Annotated in this window: 26 protein-coding genes and 1 pseudogene; 6 read left to right on the forward strand and 21 right to left on the reverse strand. The window is 66.4% G+C overall.

The annotated features are described in order from the left end of the window. Positions 1-4 precede the first annotated feature (4 nt). Entirely contained in the window at positions 5-886 is an 882-nt protein-coding gene (locus tag CI805_RS00940) for an alpha/beta fold hydrolase (RefSeq protein WP_260925176.1), read from the reverse strand. Between the two features lie 113 nt (positions 887-999). Between CI805_RS00940 and CI805_RS00945 the strand changes: the two genes are divergently transcribed. Together CI805_RS00945 and CI805_RS00950 are read left to right on the forward strand one after the other, a co-directional pair. Then, positions 1,000-2,436, forward strand: a complete 1,437-nt coding sequence (locus CI805_RS00945; protein WP_409934915.1) for a protein adenylyltransferase SelO family protein — start codon at positions 1,000-1,002, stop codon at positions 2,434-2,436. 117 nt (positions 2,437-2,553) lie between these two features. Next, complete coding sequence (locus tag CI805_RS00950) at positions 2,554-3,978, forward strand: succinylglutamate-semialdehyde dehydrogenase (protein WP_260928017.1); 1,425 nt, start codon at positions 2,554-2,556, stop codon at positions 3,976-3,978. 189 nt (positions 3,979-4,167) lie between these two features. Here CI805_RS00950 and CI805_RS00955 read toward each other — a convergent pair whose 3' ends face one another. Further along, positions 4,168-4,878, reverse strand: a complete 711-nt coding sequence (locus CI805_RS00955; protein ID WP_260925178.1) for a hypothetical protein — start codon at positions 4,876-4,878, stop codon at positions 4,168-4,170. A 469-nt stretch (positions 4,879-5,347) separates the two neighbouring features. On the opposite strand from CI805_RS00955, the gene CI805_RS00960 reads away from it, so the two are divergent. Further along, the gene (locus CI805_RS00960; RefSeq protein WP_260925193.1) at positions 5,348-5,713 is read left to right on the forward strand and encodes a hypothetical protein; all 366 of its coding nucleotides are present in this window, start codon (positions 5,348-5,350) and stop codon (positions 5,711-5,713) included. A gap of 219 nt (positions 5,714-5,932) precedes the next feature. Here CI805_RS00960 and CI805_RS00965 read toward each other — a convergent pair whose 3' ends face one another. Beyond that, a complete protein-coding gene (locus CI805_RS00965) occupies positions 5,933-6,511 on the reverse strand; it encodes a nitroreductase family protein (RefSeq protein WP_260925194.1) in 579 nt (192 codons plus the stop codon). A gap of 108 nt (positions 6,512-6,619) precedes the next feature. Next, a complete protein-coding gene (locus CI805_RS00970) occupies positions 6,620-7,333 on the reverse strand; it encodes a pirin family protein (protein ID WP_260925196.1) in 714 nt (237 codons plus the stop codon). Positions 7,334-7,475: 142 nt separating this feature from the next. On the opposite strand from CI805_RS00970, the gene CI805_RS00975 reads away from it, so the two are divergent. Beyond that, on the forward strand, positions 7,476-8,381 hold the full coding sequence (locus tag CI805_RS00975; RefSeq protein WP_260925198.1) for a LysR family transcriptional regulator: 906 nt from the start codon (positions 7,476-7,478) through the stop codon (positions 8,379-8,381). Positions 8,382-8,643: 262 nt separating this feature from the next. Further along, positions 8,644-9,426, forward strand: a complete 783-nt coding sequence (locus tag CI805_RS00980) for a YgfZ/GcvT domain-containing protein (RefSeq protein WP_260925200.1) — start codon at positions 8,644-8,646, stop codon at positions 9,424-9,426. A 64-nt stretch (positions 9,427-9,490) separates the two neighbouring features. Here CI805_RS00980 and CI805_RS00985 read toward each other — a convergent pair whose 3' ends face one another. The 4 genes and pseudogenes from CI805_RS00985 to rplU form a co-directional block, all read right to left on the reverse strand. After that, the gene (locus CI805_RS00985) at positions 9,491-10,072 is read right to left on the reverse strand and encodes a GNAT family N-acetyltransferase (RefSeq protein WP_260925202.1); all 582 of its coding nucleotides are present in this window, start codon (positions 10,070-10,072) and stop codon (positions 9,491-9,493) included. 381 nt (positions 10,073-10,453) lie between these two features. Beyond that, a pseudogene (locus CI805_RS21045) lies at positions 10,454-11,031 on the reverse strand (GNAT family N-acetyltransferase). 277 nt (positions 11,032-11,308) lie between these two features. Then, positions 11,309-11,578, reverse strand: coding sequence for a 50S ribosomal protein L27 (gene rpmA, locus CI805_RS01000; RefSeq protein ID WP_086493003.1), 270 nt, complete (start codon positions 11,576-11,578; stop codon positions 11,309-11,311). A 24-nt stretch (positions 11,579-11,602) separates the two neighbouring features. Further along, complete coding sequence (rplU, locus tag CI805_RS01005) at positions 11,603-11,899, reverse strand: 50S ribosomal protein L21 (RefSeq protein WP_260925209.1); 297 nt, start codon at positions 11,897-11,899, stop codon at positions 11,603-11,605. A 294-nt stretch (positions 11,900-12,193) separates the two neighbouring features. Between rplU and CI805_RS01010 the strand changes: the two genes are divergently transcribed. Further along, a complete protein-coding gene (locus CI805_RS01010; protein WP_260925211.1) occupies positions 12,194-12,760 on the forward strand; it encodes a hypothetical protein in 567 nt (188 codons plus the stop codon). Positions 12,761-13,155: 395 nt separating this feature from the next. On the opposite strand, the gene CI805_RS01015 is transcribed toward CI805_RS01010, so the two are convergent. The 13 genes from CI805_RS01015 to ctaD form a co-directional block, all read right to left on the reverse strand. After that, positions 13,156-13,617: a molybdenum cofactor biosynthesis protein MoaE gene (locus CI805_RS01015; RefSeq protein ID WP_260925212.1), complete on the reverse strand. Its 462-nt coding sequence runs from the start codon at positions 13,615-13,617 to the stop codon at positions 13,156-13,158. Continuing rightward, the gene (locus CI805_RS01020; protein WP_260925214.1) at positions 13,614-13,856 is read right to left on the reverse strand and encodes a MoaD/ThiS family protein; all 243 of its coding nucleotides are present in this window, start codon (positions 13,854-13,856) and stop codon (positions 13,614-13,616) included. Before CI805_RS01020 ends, CI805_RS01015 begins: the two co-directional genes overlap by 4 nt. 4 nt (positions 13,857-13,860) lie before the next feature. Next, a complete protein-coding gene (moaA, locus tag CI805_RS01025) occupies positions 13,861-14,874 on the reverse strand; it encodes a GTP 3',8-cyclase MoaA (RefSeq protein ID WP_260928018.1) in 1,014 nt (337 codons plus the stop codon). 35 nt (positions 14,875-14,909) lie between these two features. Then, complete coding sequence (locus CI805_RS01030) at positions 14,910-15,260, reverse strand: Rossmann fold domain-containing protein (protein WP_260925216.1); 351 nt, start codon at positions 15,258-15,260, stop codon at positions 14,910-14,912. Positions 15,261-15,273: 13 nt separating this feature from the next. After that, positions 15,274-15,645 (reverse strand): dihydroneopterin aldolase, encoded by a 372-nt coding sequence (locus CI805_RS01035; RefSeq protein WP_260925218.1) that lies wholly within the window; start codon positions 15,643-15,645, stop codon positions 15,274-15,276. 75 nt (positions 15,646-15,720) lie between these two features. Then, positions 15,721-16,635 (reverse strand): class I SAM-dependent methyltransferase, encoded by a 915-nt coding sequence (locus tag CI805_RS01040; RefSeq protein ID WP_260925220.1) that lies wholly within the window; start codon positions 16,633-16,635, stop codon positions 15,721-15,723. A 13-nt stretch (positions 16,636-16,648) separates the two neighbouring features. Further along, positions 16,649-18,049 carry a threonine synthase gene (gene thrC, locus CI805_RS01045; protein WP_260925222.1) on the reverse strand — a complete coding sequence of 467 codons (1,401 nt, stop codon included), beginning with the start codon at positions 18,047-18,049 and terminating at the stop codon, positions 16,649-16,651. A gap of 304 nt (positions 18,050-18,353) precedes the next feature. Beyond that, complete coding sequence (locus tag CI805_RS01050) at positions 18,354-18,959, reverse strand: SURF1 family cytochrome oxidase biogenesis protein (protein WP_260925223.1); 606 nt, start codon at positions 18,957-18,959, stop codon at positions 18,354-18,356. Positions 18,960-18,996: 37 nt separating this feature from the next. Continuing rightward, a complete protein-coding gene (locus CI805_RS01055; protein WP_260925225.1) occupies positions 18,997-19,818 on the reverse strand; it encodes a cytochrome c oxidase subunit 3 in 822 nt (273 codons plus the stop codon). A 300-nt stretch (positions 19,819-20,118) separates the two neighbouring features. Then, complete coding sequence (locus tag CI805_RS01060; RefSeq protein ID WP_260925227.1) at positions 20,119-20,667, reverse strand: cytochrome c oxidase assembly protein; 549 nt, start codon at positions 20,665-20,667, stop codon at positions 20,119-20,121. Next, positions 20,664-20,837: a hypothetical protein gene (locus CI805_RS01065; protein WP_260925229.1), complete on the reverse strand. Its 174-nt coding sequence runs from the start codon at positions 20,835-20,837 to the stop codon at positions 20,664-20,666. Before CI805_RS01065 ends, CI805_RS01060 begins: the two co-directional genes overlap by 4 nt. A gap of 4 nt (positions 20,838-20,841) precedes the next feature. Continuing rightward, positions 20,842-21,777: a heme o synthase gene (locus CI805_RS01070; RefSeq protein ID WP_260928019.1), complete on the reverse strand. Its 936-nt coding sequence runs from the start codon at positions 21,775-21,777 to the stop codon at positions 20,842-20,844. A gap of 111 nt (positions 21,778-21,888) precedes the next feature. Next, positions 21,889-23,607 carry a cytochrome c oxidase subunit I gene (ctaD, locus tag CI805_RS01075; RefSeq protein ID WP_260925231.1) on the reverse strand — a complete coding sequence of 573 codons (1,719 nt, stop codon included), beginning with the start codon at positions 23,605-23,607 and terminating at the stop codon, positions 21,889-21,891. Position 23,608 lies beyond the last annotated feature (1 nt).

Consider the following 23,608-nt stretch of genomic DNA (forward strand, 5'->3'; position numbering starts at 1 on the left):
GTGTTCAGCCGACCTGCTCGACCAGCCGGGTGATCGCGGCGACCACCTCGGGCTCGTCCAGCGTCGGCGCGTGGCCGACCCTGGGCACCGTCATCGCCTGCGCCGCGGGAATACGCGCCTGCATCTTGGCGAGCGTCGCTGCCGACAGCAGGTCCGACTTCTCGCCGTGGAGCAGCAGCAGCGGCGCCCCCGCCAGCGCTTCGAACGCGGGCCACAGGTCGGGCTGGGTATCGGCATCGAAGCTGGCGAAAGGCTCGGCGATCTTCATGTCGTAATCGAACACGATGCGCCCGCCGGTCGAGACGGTCATGCGTTGCTTGGCAAGGCCGATCCAGAAATCGAGCGGCTGGCCCGGATGCGCATCGCTCTGCACTTCCTCCATCCCGCGCGCGGCGTGGACCCAGGTGGGAAAGCTGCGCCCCTGCCCCACGTATTCGCGGATGCGCTCCAGCCCGGAAAGCTCCATCGCCGGACCGATATCGTTGAGCACGGCGCCGGCGATCTTCGGCGCGGTCTCGTCACCCAGCGCGATCATCGCCATGACCATCGTCATCAACCCACCCATCGAGGTGCCGATGGCAATGAAGCGGTTGATGCCCTGCTCTTCCAGCAGCAGGCGCAGATCGTCGATATATTGCAGCGGCACATAGCTTGCCGAATCGCGCGCATATTCGCTTTCGCCGCGCCCGCGCATATCCGGGCACAGCACCCGGCGTCCCTCGGCCAGCACCGGCGCGAGCCGCTCGAAATCGCGGGCATTGCGGGTCAGGCCATGCAGGCACACCACCGGCAGCGCGGTGGAACCCTCCGGTCCGGCATAGTCGCGATAGTGCAGCTTCAGCCCGTCGCGACTGGTCCAGAACCGGCTTTCGAATTGCGTCGTCATGCCCGAAGGGGCCTCCATCTCGTGTGCGAGGGGAGCAGCCGTTGCGGTCCGCCGCCCTCACCCTTTTCGCGCCACCGCTTGCGCGCAGCACCTTTGACGCTCACTAATGCCACATGCGTTTACAACCGCAAGCAAGTGCCTATCGCCCCGATCCCGCGATCGAAACTCTCAGCCCCTGGCTGGCCGATCCGGTCCCGCCCGCAGACTTCCCCGAAACCACCCTGCGCTTCCGCAACCAGCGCTGGGCGCAAGGCGTAGGGCTGGGCGATCTCGACGAGGCGGCATGGCTGCGCCATTTCGGGCGGTTCGAGCCGCTGGCGGACAACCTGCCGCAACCGCTGGCGCTGCGCTATCACGGCCACCAGTTCCGCATCTACAACCCCGATCTTGGCGACGGGCGCGGCTTCCTGTTCGCGCAGATGCGCGACGCGAAAGGTCGCCTGCTCGACCTTGGCACCAAGGGTTCGGGACAAACGCCGTGGAGCCGACAGGGCGACGGTCGCCTCACGCTGAAAGGCGCGGTGCGCGAAATCCTCGCAACGGAAATGCTCGAAGCGCTGGGCGTGAACACCAGCAAGACCTTCTCGGTGATCGAGACCGGCGAGAACTTGTGGCGCGGCGACGAGCCTTCGCCCACGCGCTCCGCCGTGATGGTGCGGCTCAGCCACGGGCACATCCGCATCGGCAGCTTCCAGCGCCTGCTGATGCTGGACGAGCGCGATCATATGGAAGCACTGGTCGCCTATTGCCTCGAAGAGTTCCCCGGACCGCCCCCGCCCGAAAACGCGCCGGGCCGCGACGAGCCAGCCGTGATCCTGCTGCATCAGGTGGTCGAGCGACTGGCCGACCTTGCCGCATCGTGGATGGTCGCCGGTTTCGTCCACGGCGTGCTCAACACCGATAACATGAACATCTCGGGCGAGAGCTTCGACTATGGCCCCTGGCGCTGGCTGCCCAAGTGGGACCCGAGCTTCACCGCCGCCTATTTCGACCATGCCGGGCTCTATGCCTTCGGTCGCCAGCCGGAAGCGCTGTTGTGGAACTGCGGACAACTGGCGGTGGCGCTGCGCATGCTGGCCGATACCGCGCCGCTGGTGGCCGCGCTTGACCGCTTCGGGCCGCTCTATCAGGCGGCGATGGCGCGCCGGTTCTGCTGGCGGCTGGGCGTGACCTCGCTGGGCATGGAGGCCGACACCGCGCTGGTGCAGGCCGCCGAAAAGCGCATGCTGGCCACCGGAGAAACGCCCGATGCGTTCTTCTTCGCCCACCGCGCAGGCCGCGATCCGGGCGACGATGATTTCGAGGCGGCGCTGCGCGCTCGCGCCCCTGCTGCCGAACTCGACGCGTTCTTCCGCAGCGAAACAGCGCCCCCTGCGTTGCAGATCGACGAGGTGGAACGCATCTGGGCCGCCATTGCCGAGGATGACGACTGGTCGCAGCTGGAAGAGGCCCTCGCCCGGATTCGGACGCTCGGCGATGCTCTGGGGAACCACCTGCCCCCGCCGGGTCTTCTGAAACGGGCCGACCTGATACGAAACGTTACCAAGTGATCCGCGTCAATTCACGTCCATCGCCTTCGCGTTAGCAGACCGGTAGGATGTGCGTGGCATAGGCAAGGAACGATGAACGAGATGACTCGCCCTCCCGCTGCTCCGACCGCCGACGCGATGCCGCCGCCTTCTGGCGCTGCGGGCCTGTTCGTCTCGGTCGAACCGGCGACCGGCGCCGAAGTCTGGCGCGGGCGGATCGGCGATATCGATGGCGCGGTCGCACGGGCACAGCGCACCTGGCCGAACTGGGCGGCACTGCCGCTGGCCAACCGCATCGAACTGCTGCGCCGTTTCGCCAACGAAGCGCGCAAGGATGCCGATGCGCTGGCCACGCTGGTCGCGCGCGAGACCGGCAAGCCCGCATGGGATGCGCGCGAGGAGGTCGACCGGGTGATCGCCGGGGTCGAGCATGCGATCCGCGCCTATGCCGAACGCAGCGGGCAACGCCGCTTCGATTCGGCGCTCGCAGGCCGCACCGCCGTTCGCCACAAGCCGCATGGCGTGCTGGCGGTCATCACCCCGTTCAACAACCCTGCGCATGTCCCCGCCTCGCACATCGTGCCTGCGCTGATCGCGGGCAATGCCGTGGTGCTCAAGCCCAGCGAGAAGGCCCCCGGCACCGCCGAGGCGCTGGTCCGCTGCCTGCACCGCGCAGGGATTCCCGCCGCCGTCGCGCAAGTGGTGCAGGGCGGTCCCGAGCAGGGACAGGCGCTGGTCGGGCATGACGGGATCGACGGCGTGCTGTTCACCGGCTCTGCGCGCGTGGGTATCGGCATCAACCGCCGCCTTGCCGCCCGGCCGGACCGGCTGGCGGTGCTGGAGATGGGCGGCAACAACCCGATCGTCGTCACCGACACGCCCAAGATCACCGACGCCGCCGCGCTGGTGATCCAGTCCGCATTCCTGTCCAGCGGCCAGCGCTGCACCGCCGCGCGCCGCCTGATCGTGACCGAGCGGATGTACGATCCGCTGATCGCCGAGGTGAAGGCGCTGGCAGACCGGCTGGTCGTCGGCGCGCCTTTCGACGAGACGGTGCCGTTCATGGGGCCTGTCACCGACAATCACGCCGCAGACGGACTGACCGAAAGCTTCCTCTATCTGCTCAGCCACGGCGGACGGGCGATCAAGCATCTCGTGCGCCTCAACGACAGCCTGCCCTTCCTCTCGCCCGCGATCATCGACGTGACGGCGATGGAGCAGCGTCCCGATGTCGAGCTGTTCGGACCGATCCTGCAAGTGGTGCGCGTGCCCGACCTCGACGCCGCCATCGCCGAGGCGAACGCCACGCGCTTTGGCCTTACCGCCTCGCTGATCGGCGGCAGTCCGCAGGATTACAACCGCTTCTGGGCGAACGTGCGCGCCGGGATCGTCAACTGGAACCGGCCGACCACCGGCCCCAACGATTCGACCCCGCTGGGCGGCGCTGGGCTTTCCGGCAACCATCACCCCGGCGGTGCCTATCTGGCCGACAGCGTCGCCTATCCGGTCGCCTCGGGCGAGATGGACCAGCCCCGCGCGATGATCGGCGTGGGGCTGGCTTAGGGATTTTTTGAAAATGCCCTTCCGGGCATTTCGAGGCGGCACCGGCCCACGCCCCCACCCTGCCACCCGCAGGATACTACCAATGGGTGGCAGGGTGGGGGCGTGGGCCGGTGCCGCAAAATTCGCATTCCGCGAATTTTCAAACGGACGCCACGCTTTATTTCCCGCTGGTGACGAGGTCGACGCCGGTCAGGCCGTTGTCCTGCTTGCGGACATAGACCACGTAGGCCCGGCCGCCCTTGCTGCCGCCGAGCACGTGGTCGGTGCCATCGGTGCGCGCCTGCACGCCATAGCCCGCCCGCGCCGCCCGCGTGTTGTAGTAGCCGAGCACGTCGCTGACGCTGACGGGCGTGACGAAATTGACCACGCGCAGCGCGCAGCCGTCATCGTCGGTCCCGCCGCTTCCTGCACCGCGCCGCGCGGGAACACCGGCAGTTCGGGCGGCAGCTTGGCAGCCCAGGTGGCGGAATACTTCACCGCCTTCGAGCAATCGACCTTGCCGAGCTTGGCATTCCCGGCGACTTGCGCCGCCGTCGCCGCCTGTCCGGCCAGCGCGGCCGCGCTTCCCGCCTGCGGAGCGGGAGCAGGCTGCAACGTGCCGCCGACTTGCGCGCGCGCCTCGCCCAGAGCAGCCGCGATCGCATCGGGCGAGCGTTGCACCTGTGGCACCGAGCCGTCATCGCCATTGGCGGCAAGCGCCGCGCCCTGATCGCCGGTCTTGGCCGGATCGACCGCGATCTTGTCTGCCAGAGCGCCTGACAGCGCCGGATCGTCGCTGCTGCGATCCGCCGGATCGACATCGCCGCCCTGCTTCTGGCACCCGGCGAGCAGCACCGTGCCCGCCATCGCCATCAGAGCGAGTTTGGCGGAAGGGGAGCGACGGAAGAAAGTCTGGGTCATGCGCGGCGATCCTTGGCGTCCTGTATCATCACCTAGTGATGAACAGCCGGGCCGCTGGCAAGCTCCCCGGCGGGGCGAATCCGGCCTGTCCCATTACGGGAAGCCCCGGTGCGCCATCCGACAGGTGGGTTCGGAAGGCGGGTCCGGGCGGCGCCGTCCGCCCGAACCCTGACGCCGGGATCGCTCCCGCCGCTGCATTCAGGTTTAGCGAGGCGTTCCTGAACCAAAGGTCGCTCCCGCGTTCAGCCGCGAGGCAGGCATGAAGGCTCCCCGTGCGATGCGAACAGGGCCTGCTGACACGAATTTCACTTGTGCCACTGACACCCGCTCGGCATCGAACATCTTACTGTCCCGCTGCCTTCGCCCCGAAACTGCCGCAATTCCATGGCCTTCTGCCCGGCAGCGACAACATTCCCTTTTCCTTCGATCGACGCCCGCCCGCTTCCGTTTCCCCCGACGAGGTGCCGCCATGCCGATTGCCGATGCCCCGCCCCTCTCTCCGCCTGCGCAGGTTCGTCACGTCGATACGTTCGATGTCGGCGCATCGCCGCCACCGCAGACCACACCCTCGTCCTCCCTCACGACCGGCAAGATCGACCTTGGTATCGGTGGGTCACGCTGCCCAGCGGGGCAAGCAGGAGAAATCGTGGTCTGCGCGCGCAATCCGGAAGAGAACCGCCTGCGTGGCGCCACCGGTCCCACCATCGATCCGATCCTGCCGAAGACCGAAACGAAGCTCGGCAGCGCTACGCTCGATCTTCATATGGAGAGCGCCGGAATGGCCAATGGCCAGATGAGCAACCGGGTGATGGTTGGCGTAAAACTGCCGTTCTGATCGCTCCAACGAAAACGCCGCTCCCCCCGAGAAGCCAGAAGGCCGAAAAGCCAAAAGCCCGACCCGTCAGAAAGACGGATCGGGCCATCGAGGCGCCCATGAGGGGTGGGGGTCGGGCGCCACGGGGGCTGTTGGGACGGGAAAGGCGGGATTGAACCGCGCTTTCCCGTCAGGATGGTGTCAGGCCCTTATTTTCAGGGCCTTACTCAGCGCGCCTTGTCAGGCGAACTTGCCGGCCTTGGCGATCTCGGCCAGCGGCTTGCGGGCGCTCGCGGCTTCCTTGTCCTGCAGGAAGTCGGGCAGGATCGCCTTGTCGCCCTGCTTGCCGATCGCGAAGGCCGCTTCCAGGCGGTGATCTTCCGGCACGCCCAGCGCGGCTTCTGCCTCGCCGAACTTCAGACCGGTCATGCCGTGGGTGTGATAGCCCAGCGCCTGCGCCTGAAGGGCGGCATAGCCCCAGGCAGCGCCTGCATCGAAGCTGTGACTGTAGTTGGGCTGATCGCCCTTGTCCGAATGGGTGTGCTTGTCCGTCACCACGAACACCAGTGCCGAGGCGTTCTTCGCCCAGCCCTGATTGAAGTCGATCAGCTGCGAGAGGAACAGATCCCAGTTCGCATCGCCCTTCTTCGCATAGAGGAAGGTCCAGGGCTGCGCGTTGAACGCCGAGGGCGCCCAGCCTGCCGCCTCAAGGATGACGTCCAGATCGTCCTGCGGAATTTCCGAGCCGTCGAAAGCGCGCGGCGACCAGCGATCGACGATCAGCTTTTCGATCTTGGGGTGGGCGGTACGTCCAGTCATGAGAAATCCTTTCGCGAGATAAGCCTAGAGAAGCAATTGCGTTATGAGCAACTCCGGTTTCGGCGAGAGGCCAGCACAGAGTTGCCCACACGGGGGATTCAGATCGGTTCAGGCGGCATCCACCAGAACCAGTTCGGCATCTTCGAGCGCAGTCACCGTGATCGCGTCAAGCCCGGTCACGGCCACGCCGTCTCGCGCCTTGGCCTCAACCTCCGCGATGCGGATACGGCCGGTGGCAGGCACCAGATAGAGATGGCGGTCCGCCGTCGTCTCGTAGGTCACGCTTTCTCCTGCCTTCACCGTCGCGCCGAGCAGACGGGCATTGGCGCGGATCGGCAACGCCCCTTCGGGCTCGCCCGCACCGTCACCCGCGATCCCGCTCGCCAGCGTGACGAATTGCCCTTCGCGGGCATCCCTGGGGAACGGGCGCATGCCCCAGCTTGGCTCGCCGCCGCGCTGGTCGGGCAGGATCCAGATCTGGAACAGCGTGGTGTCCTCGTCCTCCAGATTGTATTCCGCGTGCTGGACGCCGGTGCCCGCGCTCATCACCTGCACGTCGCCCGCGCCGGTGCGGCCAAGGTTGCCCATCGAATCGCGGTGCGTGATCGCCCCGGTGCGGACATAGGTGATGATCTCCATGTCCTGATGCGGATGCGGCGGGAAGCCGGACTTGGGGGCGATCAGATCGTCGTTCCACACGCGCAGGCGGCCCCAGTTGGTGCGCGCCGGATCGTGATACCCGGCAAACGAGAAGTGGTGGTGGGCATCGAGCCAACCGTGGTTGGCGCCGCCCAGCGTTTCGAAAGGTCGCAATTCGATCATCGTGGCAACTCCGGCGAAGGCTTGCACTATTCCGTCCCGATGACGGCAGCGCGGCTCTTCGCGTCTTGGAGGTCTATCTAGGCCTTGCGGGACAATCGGGAAATTGGGATAAAATCGAGCGAGATGTTCGAGGAAGTGGAATATGCCTGAACTCATACCCCCCAGCCTCGATCACTTGCGCGCCTTTCTGGCCGTGGTCGAGGAAGGCAGCTTCAACGCCGCCGCCAAGCGGCTTGGCCGCGCGATCTCGGTGGTCAGCTACGCAATCAGCCAGCTGGAAGCCCAGCTCGATGTCCGCCTGTTCGACCGCGAAGGCTCGCGCCGCCCCACGCTCACCCCCGATGGCGAGGCGCTGCTGGGCGAGGCGCGCGCCGTCTCCGACGATATCGACGCGCTGCTCGCCAAGGTCCGCAGCCTGCGCCAAGGGCTGGAGCCCGAACTCTCGCTGGCGGTGGACGTGATGGTGCCGGGGCATATCCTCGCCGCGCTGCTGCGCGATTTCCAGTTCATGTACCCCACCGTTCCGCTGCGCCTCCATGTCGAAGCGCTCGGCGCAGTGGCCGCGCTCGTGCTCGAAGGCCGCGCCACGCTAGCCATCGCCGGGCCGGACCTGCTCGACCTGCCCGACCTCGAACGCGAGACGGTGGGCGCGGTCGAACTCGTTCCCGTCGCCGCGCCGGGCCACCCGCTTGCCCGCGCCGGAAAGATCGCATCGGGCGAGGCGCGCAAGCACGTCCAGCTTGTCCTCACCGACCGCTCACCGCTGACCGAAGGGCGCGACTTCTCGGTGCTCGGCACCCGCTCGTGGCGCCTTGCCGACCTCGGCGCCAAGCACGCCCTGCTGCGCGAGGGGATCGGCTGGGGCTCGATGCCGCGCCACGCCGTCGCCGACGATCTCGCCAGCGGTGCCCTCGTCGAACTGCATCTGCCCGAACGCCCGGCGCTGCGCTATTCGCTGGTCGCGCTGTGGCGCAAGGATACCCCGCCGGGCCCCGCCGCCGTGTGGGTGCTCGATGCGTTTCGCGAGCGGCTCGGCGGGGGTGTTTGAGAGAAGGTGCAGGAAGGTGTGATTCCGGGGCCAGAGGCCCCAGACCCCTGAACGTCTCCCGACGTTAGCCTCATGCTTGGGGAAATTGTCCCGCGTGTCCCGAAGTATGGACACGCAGTGCCTTGGCCTTGTGAATGAGGTCAGCGCCGGAAGACGTAACGGGGTCTGGGGCCTTTGGCCCCAGGATCACTCTTCCAACTTCCTCAACTTCCCCCACCCTTCCCGCTTGCCAATCGCCCCCGCCGATCCCAAGTCCTGCGCCATGACAGCGACACGCCTCACCGACCGCGCCGTGATCCGGCTTTCCCCTCGCGAGCCCGGCGAGGATGTTGCCGCCTTTCTGCAGGGGCTGGTGACGTCCGACGTGCAGAAGACGCTTCCGGTCTGGACTGCGCTGCTGACTGCGCAGGGCAAGGCGCTGTTCGATTTCCTCGTCTGGCCCGGTGGCCCCAATGCGAACGGTCCCTCGCTGCTGATCGACTGCGAGGCCGAGGTGGCCGACGCGCTGGTGAAGCGTCTGTCGATGTATCGCCTGCGCCGCGCGATCGACATCGTTCGCGAGGAGAAACTCGGCGTCCACTGGCGCCCGCATGAAGGCGACGGTGCCGCCCCCGATCCGCGCCTGCACGCGCTGGGCGAGCGCTGGCTGGCCCCGGTCGATCCGCTTGATCCCGATTCGCAAGGGAGTGCCGATGCGGCATGGCGCGCGCACCGGCTGGCGCTGGGCGTCGTGGAAGGGCGCGGGGAACTGGGCGATGGCGAGACGCTCTGGCTGGAGTGCAACGCGGTCGAACTGAACGGCGTCAGCTTCACCAAGGGCTGCTATGTCGGGCAGGAAAACACCGCGCGGATGAACTGGCGCCAGAAGGTCAACCGCAGGCTGGTGGTAGTGCCGCTGGACCGCTCGGAAGAGAAGCGCCGCCGCGCGGCCTATCCCGAACTGGGGCTGGCGGTCGACCACTTGCGCGTCGATGCGATCGCCGACGATGTGCGGCCCCACTGGATGCCCGCGCCAAACCCCGAAGGCGAAACCGAAGCCGAATAGGCAAAGCGCCCCGCCGGACAAGTGTCCGACGAGGCGCCCAGGGGATTCTAGAATTTCGCCAAACTCAGTGGCAGGCGAGCCCTTCCGGACGGGCCTTGCCTGCCTGAGAACCTGTGGCCCCAGAACCTGTGACCGGAGCCAGCGCCGCGACTTCCGCCGCGTAGATCGGCGCCTCGACTTCGCCCTCGAAGCCGCTGACCATGCGGCGGCGGGTCTTGCCGGTAGGCCGGAAGCCCGCCCGCTCCAGCACTTGTCCGGCGCAGCTGTCGGTCGCGAGCACATTGGTCGCGGTCAGGCGGCGATGGCCCAGCGCGTGGGCATGTTCGAGCAGCCCGCGCACCGCTTCGGCCGCAAAGCCCTTGCCGCGAAAGCGCGGGGCGATGAAGAAGTCGAGTTCGACGTCGTCTCCGCGCATGGCAAGGCCGATGCCGCCGACCAGCACGGCGCCCACGGCACTGCGGAAATAGATGAACAGAAGAGGCAGCCGCGGGTCGCGCTGCCGGCCCAGATAATCGCGGATCGACGCGATCGTTTCGTCGGGAAGCTCCTCCCCGAGAATTGGATCGTCACCGAGCATCTCGATCAGCTCTTCAAAATCCTCAGGCCAGCCGGGCCGAAGGAACAACCTCTCCGTGCGGATGAACATGGGACGGTTCTCCGTTTTCTTATGACTGCCGCAGAAAACTTATGCACCAGTTTCGGGACACATGCACGCGTTTTGCGGCGGGAGGCCTCTTGACGCGCACTTCTCCGCCACAGGACGAATATCGCAGGGAAAAGTTTCCGTAAGCCGTAACGGCCCACCGCATTTCCCCCTGCATTCAATCCTTTGCACCGCCTTTTGACAGACAATTAGGCCGTTGCGCGATCACCGTTCCGGTCAGGCGATCTGTCGCGAATCGGCCTCCCGATTCGCGACGTCGCATAGCCAGGCGCCGAGATGCTGACGCATCACGCCTTGGCGATGTTCAAGCGCCACACGGGCTTGACCAAAGCTGCGATGAGACAAGCTCACCGAGCTTTGGCCTCAAGCCGCCTTGCGGCGAATGTCGGAGCCGCTGCCCTTGCCATTACCGTCGTCCCCGCTCTCGCCCTCGCCCGACAGGTCGAGCGTATGGACGAGGGCGGGGGCGGCCTCACCGCGCGCCGGACTGAAGATCGCGACCATGCGGCCGATGCGACGGAAGCCCAGCTTGGCGAGAACCCGGCCCGAGCCGGCATTGTCCACCAGATGCCGCGCCTCGATGCGGCGATGGCCCAGCGTTGCCGCCAGCGAAAGCACGGCGCGCGCGGCCTCGGTGGCATAGCCCTGCCCCAGTGATCGCGCGCGATCCAGTAGCCAAGGTTGATCGCGCCTTCGACTTCGGACAGGCCGATACAGCCGACGATCCGCGAGCCCGCGCCATCCGGAACCGTAATAAGGAAGCGGGGCAGCCCGGCGACATGCGGCAGGCCGATAAAGGTCTCCGCGTCCCTGGCGGTATAGGGCCAGGGCACGCGCGAGAGGTTGCGCGCAACCGCATGGTCGGCGATCAGGGGCAGCAGTTCATCCCGGTCTTCAGGCCAGGCGGGCCGCAGGAACAGACGTTCGGTACGAACGAACATCGCGTTTGTCTCCACTCTCTCACCCCGCCAGCCCCTCAGGAGGCCCCCTTGGGAGGCCCCTTAGGACAGGCGCGTGACGTTCGCGTTACGGACGTGAAAATCCTTTGGTCCGCGTTCGCTACGAGGCGCGGGGGCCGCAAGGGCGCCCGTGCCGGTTTGCCGAGGGAGAAACGACAAAAGGGAGACAGGCCGTGGCCCTCTCCCTCGTCTTACCGATCATCTCCCGCAGGAGAGTCGGCAGGGCCATCCCGTCAGGATGGCCCCAGGAACCATCCGATTATTCGGCTGCTTCTGCCATTACGTCTACCGAGACGTATTTGCGGCCGAGCTTGCCGTCATGGAAGCGCACGCGACCTTCGGCGGTGGCGAACAGGGTGTGATCCTTGCCCATGCCAACGTTCACGCCGGGGTACACGCGGGTGCCGCGCTGACGGATGATAATGTTGCCGCCGATCACTTCCTGACCGCCGAACTTCTTGACGCCAAGGCGGCGGCCCGCAGAGTCGCGACCGTTGCGCGACGAACCGCCTGCTTTCTTATGTGCCATTGTTCAGTCCTTCCGATCTTTGGCTCAGGCGACCGACACGATGCGCAGCAGCGTAAGCTGCTGGCGGTGGCCGTTCTTGCGACGATAGTTATGGCGGCGGCGCTTCTTGAACACCACGACCTTCTCGCTCTTCGCCTGCGCGATGATCTCGGCCGAAACCGAAACCTTGGCGGCGTCGAGAACTTCGCCGTCCTTGCCCGCGAGCAGGACGTCGCCCAGGGTGATGGTCTCACCGGCTTCACCAGCCAGCTTTTCAACCGCGATCTTGTCTCCGGCGGCAACCCGGTACTGCTTGCCGCCCGTGCGCACTACTGCGAACATGGTGCCCTTACCTAATCTTTGTGTGTGCCCGAAACGGGCCGAAACAGTTTCTTTGCCCCGGCCGCTATGGTCCTACGAAGAACCGTGGGAAGCCTTGCGGGCGACGCACCGGCTTCCCGCACATGAAATGCGGGGGCCGGAAGAGTGGGTGCCGTTAGGGCAACCCCGGCCCTCTGTCAACGGGAGAGTAGGCGAACTGTCATGAAGAAGACTCGCATTTCTGCGGATCGTGCGCCCTTCACGGGGGCACCGATGCCCCCTCGCCTTGCGTGCGCATCGTGCTATGGCGAACGCATGATCCGCGCAAGTCTTCGCCTCCGCCGTTTCGCTGCGGCCCGCTCGCTGCCCATCCTTTCGATGGCGGCTTCCTCGCTGTTGCTGGCCGGTTGCGTCGCGAATTCGAGCTATCCCTCGCTGGCGCAGCGCCCGATCGAGCGAATCGACAACAGCCTGACGCCTGCGCCCGATACCGCGCCGACGCCGCCCGCACCGCCTCCGGCGTCGAGCGATCTCACCACGCGCCTTGCCGGACTGGTGAAGTACGCCAAGGATTCCGATTCGCAGTTCCAGACGCTGCGCGCCGATGCCGATCGCAAGATTTCGGCAGCCTCGGGCACCTCGCTGGGCTCCGATTCGTGGGGCAATGCGCAAGTCGCGATGGCGCAGCTCGATTCGGCACGCGGCGGGGCCTCTTCCGCAATGGCGGACCTCGATGCGCTCTACAGCGATGCCAGGGACCATACGCCGGTGGGCGACACGCCCTCGCTTCAGGCAATCATCGCCGCGCGCGAGACCGTGCTCGGTATCGTCACGGCCGAAAACGCCGCCGTCGATTCGCTGAGCCGGCGCCTGAAGGGATAAAAAAAGGGACCCATCCGCACGGACGACCGAGGCCCCCCGGCCCGCCGCCTGAACGAATGGGTCCTTCGGACCGCGCCGCCGGAGTTGACGGACAAACGCGAGGCAATGCTCTGCCGAGGTGGCAGCAGAACACCGATGGTCCTCGTCGCGCGCCTGTCGTCTCCATGAGCAACAGCCCGATGCCGGTGGACTTTCGACATCCCGAAAACGCTTGCCTTCCCTGCACATGCCATCGCCCGGAAGTGCGCCGCCGTGACCGGCTGAACGAAATGCCGCCTGAAGGTTCGCCGTATCCGTCCTGACCGAACGGGACGCCTTACCTGCCGACAAGAGCGCTTGTGCCCACCTGCACGGTGGGCGGCATTGATGCCGGTCAAATCAGAGTAGCAGTCGCATCATTTCCAGCGGGCGAGATCGTCGTGGTCCTGCGCGCGCGGTTCGATCCATTGCCAGATGCCGCCACGACGCTCGCGCTTCCAGAACCACGATTCGCTCTTGAGGTGGTCCATCGCGAAGTCCGCAGCAGCGAAGGCATCGCGGCGGTGGCGTGCCGCAGCGGCGACCAGCACGATCGGATCGCCGGGCGCCATCTCGCCGATACGGTGGAGGACCAGCAGCCCTTCCAGCGTCCAGCGCGCGGTGACCTCTGCCGCCAGTTGCTCCATCGCCGGAAGCGTGAGCGGCCCGTAATGCCGCAGTTCCAGCGCCTCGACGGCATTGGCCGCCTCCGCCGATTCTGCGCGCACCTGCCCCAGAAAGCTGACCACGCCGCCCGCCTCGCCATGGCGGCGGGTGAAGCCTGCGAGTTCCGCCGTCGCATCGAAGGGCGCGGACAGCAGGCGAACGTCTATGGTCATCCGCCCGAGACCGGCGGCAGGAAGGCGATCTCGTCGCCGTCGTTCAGCGCCACCGTGGCATCGTCCGCCAGCAGCACGCCGTTGACCGCCACCCGCACGCGAGGGCCTGCGAGGGCTTCAGCCAGTGCGGACGGCAGCGCGGCGCGCAAGGCGGCAAGATCGGGCACGAAGGCGGCTTCGCGCTCACCCGCGCCGGCCACGTCCTCCAGACGGCCGAGGAACACCAGTTTCAGCGCCATACCCTCAGCCGCCCGTCATCGACATGTGCCGGGCAAGGGCAGGCTCGGCCCCGGCGCGGTCAATCGCGAAGGCGTGGCGGGCGGGCTTGATCGCCATCGCCACGTCGAGCGCCGCGCTGAGCGCCGCCTCGGGATCGTCGCTCCGCATCGCGGCGCGCAGGTCCACCTGCTCGCTGCCGCCAAGACAGGCATAGAGCTGGCCCGTCGCGGTGACGCGCACGCGGTTGCAGCCATCGCAGAAGTTGTTGGTGAGCGGGGTGATGAAGCCCAGCCGCCCGCCGGTTTCGGCCACATCGACATAGCGCGCGGGGCCGCCGGTGCGGTGGCTGCTGGGCGTCAGGGTCCAGCGGCGTTCCAGACTGTCCCGAACCTGTGTCAGCGGCAGATAATGATCGAAGCGATCCCCCTCGACCTCGCCCAGCGGCATCACCTCGATCAGGCTCATCGCAAAGCCCTGCCCGTGCGCCCAGGCCATGATTTCGCCGATGTCCGCCTCGTTCACGCCCTTGAGCGCCACGGTATTAATCTTGACCTTGAGCCCCGCCGCCTTCGCCGCCGCCAGCCCTTCCATCACCTGCCCCAGCGAATCGCGGCGGGTAAGCGCCTCGAACCGCGCGCGGTCGAGCGTGTCGAGGGAGACATTGATGCGGCGCACCCCGGCATCGAACAGATCGTCGGCAAATTCGGCCAGTCGCGTGCCGTTGGTGGTGAGGGTGAGTTCCTCAAGCGCCCCCTGCCCGTCATCCGCCCCCACCCGGCGGCCGAGCGCGCGGATCAGGTCGATCACATCGCGGCGCACCAGCGGCTCGCCCCCGGTCAGGCGCAGTTTCGTGATTCCGCGCGCGATAAAGCCCAACGCCATGCGGTGCAGTTCATCGAGGCTGAGCACGTCCTTGCGCGGCAGAAAGGTCATCCGCTCGGGCATGCAATAGGTGCAGCGCAAGTCGCAGCGGTCCGTCACCGAGAGGCGCAGATAGCTGATCCGGCGCCGGAACTGGTCAACCAGAGGGGCTTGCAGGGGGCAGGCGCGATCATTGTCCTGCCATATAGCATTCAGCCTGCGGCATTTCCATCAAGGCGCAACAATTGGCCCGTCACGCCGGGCACGCTCTCGAGCCAGTCGAGCGCGGCAGCGACCTGCGCCTCGTCGCCACCCTCCAGCGCGTTGACGCGCAAGGGGGCCTGCGCGCGGGCCAGCGACTGCACGGCGGCAAGGCGCCATTCGCGGTGTTCGTAGCTGGCGGCAGCGAACAGCAGGCACAGCAGTCCATCCGGTTGCGCAGCCGAAGCCTGCGCCGCCTCGGTCAGCACTTCCGGCAATACGCGCGCATGGAAGTCAGCCGCCGCATCGAGCGGGGCTTCGGGCAGACCGGAAATCCGGGCGGTAAAGGTCGCCGATGCCAAGCCGCTGCGCCGATCAGCGACGGTCGCGGGTGAGCGTGATGCCGATCTTCTCGCTGCTCTCGGCAATCGCGAGCTTGACGATCTTGACCGTGACGGCCTCGACCCGCTCGTCCTGCAGGAACAGCGTATCGCAGATATGATCGGCGACGGCCTCGATCAGCTTGAAATGCACGCCCTCGGGCAGCGCTTCACGCGCCGCGAACTTGAGGTCCATGTAGTTCTTGCTGGCGGTCAGCGGCGTATCGGGCGTGTAGTGACGCTCCGGCGTGAGGCGCACCGCGATGGTGATGCGCAGGGGCTGGGGCTTGCCGGTTTCTTCGGAGAGGATGCCGGTGAGGACATCGACTTCGAAATCGGCGACTTCAAGAATGAGCGAATCGGCCATGATGGGAAGGCTCTCTAAAGCATTTTCGCCGCAGGTGAACGCCCGCAGCACGGTTCAGATCGGCGAGAGCCCGAATCAGGCCGGATTGGACCAGCGCGCAAAGATCGCGGTGGGCAGCATTCGGGGCCCCATATCCCCATCGACGCCATCCGTCGGCATATCCTCGCGCACAGCCAGATCGCCATGCTCGATGGTGCCCGGAAGATCGGCGAACAGCTCGTTCATCAGCCCGGCCAGCGCCAGCGAGGACATGCGCACGGCATAGACCGTCAGGAACAGGAAGCGGCTGTCTCCGTCCAGCAGACGGCGGCAATCGGCGAGCAGCGCGGGAAGATGCTCTTCCAGACGCCAGACTTCGCCTTCCGGCCCGCGACCGAACTTGGGCGGATCGAGAATGATGCCGTCATAGCGACGACCGCGACGCACTTCGCGCGCGGCGAACTTGGCGGCATCGTCGATCATCCAGCGCACCGGACGGTCGTCGAGCCCTGCCAGCGCGGCATTCTCGCGCGCCTGCGCCACCGATTTCTTCGAGGCATCGACGTGCGTGACGCGGCCATGCGCGGACAGCGCCATGGTGCCGACGCCGGTATAGCCGAACAGGTTCATCGTCTCGGCATCGCTGCGCCCGGCCAGTTGCTCGCGCATCCAGTCCCACACCGGCGCCATGTCCGGGAAGAAGCCGAGATGGCGGAACGGGGTGCACTGCGCGGTGAACGAGACCTCGTTCCACGCCAGCGGCCAGCCGTCGCGCGGCACGGCTTTATCAAACTGCCACCTGCCGCCGCCGTCCTCGTCGGAGCCGGGGACGAATTCGCCGTGGGCATCCCACTCATCGGAACGTGGCGTCCACATCGCCTGCGGCTCGGGGCGCACGAAGCGATAGTCGCCATAGCGCTCCAGCTTGCGGCCATGGCCCGAATCGACGAGCCCGTAATCGGCCCAGCCCTCACCGGAAAGGACCAGCGGCTGGGTGTTCAGCTGTGCCATCGGAACCTGCCCGTCAGACCTTGGGCGCGGCGTGGCCGGCGACGAACTCGGCAATCGCCTCGTAGGTGCCGGGCAGCGAGACGAAGCGCTCCTCGCGCTCGAACAGATCGCCGATGCGGGCGGGCAGGCCGGGGCGCTGGCCGGTCGAGCGCTCGACCGCTTCGGGGAACTTGGCCGGGTGCGCGGTCGCCAGCGTGACCACCGGAACGCTCGCGTCGATGCCCGCAGCGCGCGCGGCAGCAAGGCCGCAGGCGGTGTGCGGATCGATCAGCTCGCCGCAGTTCTCCCAGGCCCAGCGGATCGCCTGCGCCATCTCGGTGCCATCGGTGCGGGCCGAGCGGAACAGCTTCGCCGCCCCTTCGCGCTGCGCATTGGTCAGCTGCATCGCCTTGGTGGCTTCGAAGCCCGCCATCTGCTCTGCAAGCGCCGCGCCGTCGCGACCGCCCAGATCGAACAGCAGGCGCTCGAAGTTTGAGGACACCTGAATGTCCATCGAAGGCGCGGCGGTGGGCGTGACGGTCCCTTGCGAATAGTCACCGTTCGACAGCGCGCGGTGCAGAATGTCGTTGACGTTGGTGGCGACCACCAGCGTCTCGACCGGCAGGCCCATCTGCGCCGCGACATACCCGGCGAACACGTCGCCGAAGTTGCCGGTCGGCACCGAGAACGCCACCTTGCGGTGCGGCGCGCCCAGCTGCAGCGCGGCGGCGAAGTAGTACACCACCTGCGCCATCAGGCGCGCCCAGTTGATCGAGTTCACCGCGCCGATGGCGAAGCGGTCGGTCATCGCCGCGTCGTTGAACATGCGCTTCACCATCGCCTGCGCATCGTCGAACGATCCGTCGATGGCGATGTTATGGACGTTGGGGGCGAGCACCGTGGTCATCTGGCGGCGCTGCACGTCCGAGACGCGGCCTTCGGGATGGATCATGAACACGTCCACCTTGGCGCGGCCCGCCACGGCGTCGATCGCGGCCGAGCCGGTATCGCCCGAGGTCGCGCCGACGATGGTCAGGTTGCGGTCCGAACGGCCAAGGAACTCCTCGAAGAACAGGCCGAGCAGCTGGAGCGCGACGTCCTTGAACGCCAGCGTGGGGCCGTGGAACAGTTCGAGCACCCAGTGCTGTTCGTCCAGCTGGACCAGCGGCGTCACTGCCTTGTGCGCAAAGCGGCCATAGGCTTGCGTGGTCAGTTCCAGCAGGCGTTCGTAGGTCAGGCTGTCACCGACGAAAGGCAGCATGATCTTCGCGGCCAGCTCGGCATAGGGCAAACCCGCCATCGCCGCGATCTCATCGGCAGAGAAGCGCGGCCACTCGCGCGGCACGTAGAGGCCGCCGTCCGACGCGAGGCCGGCAAGCGTCGCGCCTTCGAAATCGAGCGCCGGTGCGCTGCCGCGAGTGCTGATGTAGTCCATGGAGCCCTTCATTTCCTTCGGCGCCTGTAAATCTCGGCCTTCGGGGCGCGGTTAGCCGCAAGGGCGCGAAATGAAAAGCCCCGGAACGGGGGCAGTGGCGCAAGAATGTTCGAGGCAGACATAGGCGCCACACCCTGCGTCATGCCCGCGAGGCGTGCGCCGCAGCGCCCATCTCAACGTCGTCATTCCCGCGAAGGCGGGAATCCAGTTCCACCCTCTCGCCTTGGATCGAAGCTCGATGCGTTCCGCCAGACTGGATTCCCGCCTGCGCGGGAATGACGAGGAATGGGGGTGAGGCCTACCCTCACCCCTTCTCCCACCGCTTGCGCAGGGCGAGGGCGTAGATCGCCAGTGCCATCGCGGCGAAGGCGAACCACTGGATGGCGTAGGACAGGTGGTTGTTGGGCAGGTCCGCCGGATCGGGCAGCGCGTTGGGCTGCAGCCCGGCCAGCGGCGGATCGGCGACGAGGCGCTGGCCGGGCGCGATCATGCCGTGGACTTCGCCGCCCTGCCACGCCGTGCCCGCCATCGGGCTCTGCGACCAGCCCATCACCACCAGCGCGAAGCCGCCGCCGGGCAGCGCGCAGCGCGCGGTCTGTGCCATGCCCGATTCGCCCGCCGCATTGTGCCCCGCCATCGAGGACCGCTCGGTCACGGCGCTGCACATCAATTGCGCACGGCGATAGGTGAGTTCGTAGCCCTTGTCGGGATCGGTGGGCCACTGCGCGGGCCAGTCGACCTCGGCGATCTGGGCGCGGGCCTCGGCAAAGCGGGCGAGCAGCGCCTCCTTCTCGTGCAGGCGGCGGATCTGCCAGAAGCCCAGCCAGACCATCATCGCCACGGCGGCGAGCACCACCGCGGTCGCCAGTACCGGCAGGCGATGGCGCGTTCGGGGGGCTGGGTCCGGCATGTCCGGCGCGGCCTCTCCCCCGCCTAAACCGAGCGCGCTACTCAACCACTGCGCCCCAGTTGCCCCAGACATAGACCGCCACGAACAGGAACAGCCACACCACGTCGACGAAGTGCCAGTACCACGCCGCCGCCTCGAACCCGAAGTGCTGGCGCGGGGTGAAGTCGCCCTTGTGAGCGCGGATCAGGCACACGATCAGCATGATCGTGCCGACGATCACATGGAAGCCGTGGAACCCGGTCGCCATGTAGAACGCCGAGCCATAGGTGTTCACGCCGAAGGGGAACGGCGCGTGCAGGTATTCGTAGGCCTGTATCGAGGTGAACAGCAGACCCAGCACGATCGTCGCGGTCAGACCCTTCTTCAGCCCCTCGCGGTCGCCGTGGATCAGCGCGTGGTGGGCCCAGGTGACGGTGGTGCCCGAACACAGCAGGATCAGCGTGTTGAGCAGCGGCAGGTCGAAGGCGTCGATCACCGCCTCCACTGCCTTGGGCGGCCATTGCCCGGCGACGGCCTCGGCCAGTTTCGAGGGGAACAGCGAGAAATCGAAGAACGCCCAGAACCAGCCGACGAAGAACATGACTTCGGAGGCGATGAACAGGATCATGCCATAGCGCTGGTGCAACTGGACGACCGGGGTGTGATCGCCCGCCTTCGCCTCGTCGACGATCTTGGCGAACCACATCCACATCGAGGCGAGCAGGATCGCAAGACCCAGCCAGGGCACGAACGTGCCGCCCGGCATGTCGTGCATGAACAGCACCAGACCGGTGGTGGTCATCAGCGCGCCGATCGTCGTCGCCAGCGGCGCGATGTCCGGCGGGAGGATGTGATAATCGTGATTCTTGACGCCTGACATGGCCTCTTCATCCCCGTTATCGACGGCCCGGCACACGGGCCTGTTGCTATGTTCTTACGGCCCGGCGCTTTGCGGCCGGGTCTCCCAGTTATTGCAGGTTAGCCTCACGCGCCCTTGCGGTCCAGCGCCTTCGGATCGGGCGTGGAAGGCACCTGTTCGATAAATGCCCAGCAGGGCATTTATGGCGCGGCACCAGCCCTCTCCCCCACCCTGCCACCCGCAGGATACTACCGTTGGGTGGCAGGGTGGGGGAGAAGGCCGGTGCCGCAAATTCGCTTTTCGCGAATTTTCAAACGAACTCTAACGCGTCTCATGGAAGGTATAGCTCAGCGTGATCTGCTGGACGTCCTTGTTGTCAGGATCGTTCAGGATCGCGGGGTCGATGTAATAGACCACCGGCATGCGCACTTCCTCACCGGGGCCGAGCGTCTGCGCGGTGAAGCAGAAGCACTGGATCTTGTTGAAGAAGCGCGCGGCCTGCTCGGGCTCGACATTGAAGCTGGCAGTGCCGGTTATCGGCTTGTCAGAGGTGTTCTTCGCCCAGAACAGCGCCATGTCGCGCGCGCCGATGGAGACGGTATCGGTCGCCTGCAAAGGCTTGAACTGCCACGGCATCCCGCGTTCCACATTGGCATCGAAGCGCACCGAGATCGTCCGGCCGGAATCGACAATCTGCGCGGCCTGCGCCTCGTCCACGCGGCGGGTGGTGCCGTCATAGCCGGTCGCCTCGCAGAAGATGCGGTAGAGCGGCACGGCGGCAAAGCCCATGCCCAGCATCGCGCAGGCGACGCCCAGCGCCATCGCGCCGACCCGCAGGTTGCTGCGAGGCCGGGCGGGCGCCCCGGTCATCCCCCGTAGGCCCCGTGCGCCATCTTGGCGATGGAGATGAAGAACACCAGAATGACGAAAGCCGCCAGCACCAGCGCGGTCACGCGGCTGTTGCGGCGAATGGTGCGGCGCCGGGTCTCATCCGGACTGACGGTGTCAGTAACAGGATCGAGATCGGGCGCGCCGGTCATCGCGTCAGAACGCCACGAAGCGGTCGAGCACCAGCGCCGCGAAGATCAGGAACAGATAGATCACCGAATAGGCGAAGAGCTGCTTTTCGGGGACCATGCGATCCCCCTCGCCCTGACGGGTACGCAGGCCGACGCGCAGCGAAAGCGCGAGGAACACCAGCGAGAGCACCATGGCGCTGAGGCCATAGACCGGCCCCGTCGCCTCGTGGGGCAGGAACCACGGCACCATCGAAAGCGGCAGCAGCAGCACCGCATAGCCCATGATGTGGCGGCGCGTCGCCTTCTCTCCGGCGACCACCGGCATCATCGGAATGCCGACCTTGGCGTAATCGCTCTTCACGAACAGCGCGAGCGCCCAGAAGTGCGGCGGCGTCCAGAAGAAGATGATCGCGAACAGCACCAGCGGCATCGGGGTGATGTGTCCGGTCGCCGCGATCCAGCCGATCAGCGGCGGGAACGCGCCCGCGCCGCCACCGATGACGATGTTCTGCGGGGTGCGGGGCTTGAGCCAGATGGTGTAGATCACCGAGTAATAGAAGATCGAGACGAGCAGGATCGCGGCGGCCAGCCAGCCGATCGCCAGGCCCATCAGCAGCACCGAGGCAGCGCAGATGCCGATCCCGAAATCGCGCGCGGTCGAACGCTGGAGGCGCCCCTGCGGCAGCGGTCGGTTGGCAGTGCGGCGCATCCCGGCGTCGAGGTCCGCCTCCCACCACTGGTTGAGTGCGGCGGCGCCGCCTGCGCCCAGCGCGATGCACAGGATCGCGGTGAAGCCCAGCACCGGATCGATCCGCACCGGCGCCGCGATCAGGCCGCAGATCGCGGTGAAGACCACCAGGCTGATGACCTTGGGCTTGGTCAGCGCCAGCAGGTCGCGCCACAGGGCCACCGGAGCGGCAGGCTGCGGGGAGGCTTCGGAAACAGACGTACGGGGGGGCATCATGGCGGCGCCTATAAAACCGTTTGCCGCGAATTTCGAGGTGGCAATATGTCCACCCCGTAAATTACGCCTTATCAATATGTTGGAGTAATTTTCCGCCACGTTTCGCGCTCACGCTCCGGCCGGATGGGCTGGCCCGTGACCGGGAGACTCGATCACCGGCAGCGTCTCGAACTGGTGATAGGGCGGCGGGCTGGTCAGCGTCCATTCCAGCGTCGTCGCGCCATCGCCCCAGTAATTGTCGGCAGCGCGTTTGCCCGCGATATAGGCATAGGCGATGTTCGCCAGCCACACGACAAGGCTGGCGGCCATGATCAGGTAGCCGATGCTGGCGATGTGGTTCCAGTAGGTATAGGCTTCCGCATAGTCCGGATAGCGGCGCGGCATGCCCTGCAATCCCAGGAAATGCATCGGGAAGAAGATCGTGTTCACTCCCACGAAGAAGATCCAGAAATGGATATGGGCGAGCAGTTCGGAGTGCATCCGCCCGCTCATCTTCGGGAACCAGTAATAGAACCCGGCGAACAGCGCCGTCACCGCGCCCAGCGAGAGCACGTAGTGGAAGTGCGCGACGACGTAGTAGGTATCGTGCACCCCGTCGTCGAAACCGCCGTTGGCCAGCGCCACGCCGGTCACGCCGCCCACGGTGAACAGGAAGATGAAGCCGAAAGCCCAGACCATCGGGCTCTTGAACTCCACCGAGCCGCCCCACATCGTCGCGATCCACGAGAAGATCTTGATGCCGGTGGGCACTGCGATCAGCATCGTGGCACCGGTGAAGTACATCTTCACGTCCACCGACAGGCCGGTGGCATACATGTGGTGCGCCCAGACGATGAAGCCCACCGCGCCGATCGCCACCATCGCGTAGACCATGCCCAGATAGCCGAACACCGGCTTGTGGCTGAAGGTGGAGACCACCTGGCTGATGATCCCGAAGCCGGGCAGGATCATGATGTAGACTTCCGGGTGCCCGAAGAACCAGAACAGGTGCTGGTAGAGCACCGGATCGCCGCCGCCCGACGCCTCGAAGAAGGTCGTGCCGAAATTGCGGTCGGTCAGCAGCATGGTGATCGCGGCGGCCAGCACCGGCAGCGAGAGCAGCAGCAGGAACGCCGTGACCAGCATCGACCACACGAACAGCGGCATGCGATGCAGCGTCATCCCCGGCGCGCGCATGTTGAAGATGGTGGTGATGAAGTTGATCGCGCCCATGATCGAGCCTGCGCCCGCCAGATGCAGCGCGAAGATGCCGAAGTCCACCGCCGGCCCCTGCGAGCCCGAGGTCGAGAGCGGGGCATAGACCGTCCAGCCGGTCCCGGCGCCAAGGCCCGTCCCACCCGGCACGAAGGCCGAGGCCATCAGCGAGCAGAAACCCGCCACCGTCAGCCAGAACGAGATGTTGTTCATGCGCGGAAAGGCCATGTCCGGCGCGCCGATCATCAGCGGCACGAACCAGTTGCCGAAGCCGCCGATCATCGCGGGCATCACCATGAAGAACACCATAATCAGGCCATGCGCGGTGATCAGCACGTTCCAGGTGTGCAGGGTGGTGGTGAAATCGGGGTTCTTCTCGCCGAACCAACTGGCGATAGTGCCCAGGTACTGGATGCCCGGCTCTGCCAGTTCCAGACGCATCAGGCCCGAGACCGCGCCGCCCACGATCCCCGCGATAATCGCGAAGATCAGGTACATCGTGCCGATGTCCTTGTGGTTGGTCGACATGAACCAGCGCACGAAGAACGCGGGCTTGTGATCGTGCGAGTGCCCTGTGTGATGGGCGCCGTGGTCTTCGACGTTGCCGTGGAAGTGGTCGATGGTAGTGGCCATG

It is taken from the genome of Novosphingobium sp. 9 (genome assembly GCF_025340265.1).
Classification (GTDB): domain Bacteria; phylum Pseudomonadota; class Alphaproteobacteria; order Sphingomonadales; family Sphingomonadaceae; genus Novosphingobium.